This is a genomic window from Alcanivorax sp. HI0007, assembly GCF_001635525.1.
Classification (GTDB): domain Bacteria; phylum Pseudomonadota; class Gammaproteobacteria; order Pseudomonadales; family Alcanivoracaceae; genus Alcanivorax.
This window is the reverse complement of the sequence record NZ_LWEJ01000072.1, coordinates 1-220: the sequence shown is the minus strand read 5'-3', so window position 1 is coordinate 220 and position 220 is coordinate 1. Positions and strand designations below refer to the sequence as shown.

Below are 220 nucleotides of genomic sequence, written 5' to 3'. Positions count from 1 at the left end.
CCGCGGGCTTCCATCTTGCTGCGACGATGGGCCAGTTCCTCATCGGAAATGTCCAGGTTGATGGTGCGGTTGGGGATGTCGATGGCGATGGTGTCGCCTTCTTCCACCAGGGCGATGGCGCCGCCTTCCGCCGCTTCCGGGGAGGCATGGCCAATGGACAGGCCGGAGGTGCCGCCGGAGAAACGACCATCGGTGAGCAGGGCGCACTGTTTGCCCAGGC

1 protein-coding gene is annotated in these 220 nt (G+C 65.5%); it reads right to left on the bottom strand.

Annotation, left to right across the window (positions count from 1 at the left end; translation table 11 throughout):
- Positions 1–220, bottom strand: a 220-nt coding sequence (locus A3714_RS03485; protein WP_197463356.1) for a dihydroxy-acid dehydratase, incomplete at both ends; no start/stop codon positions are given.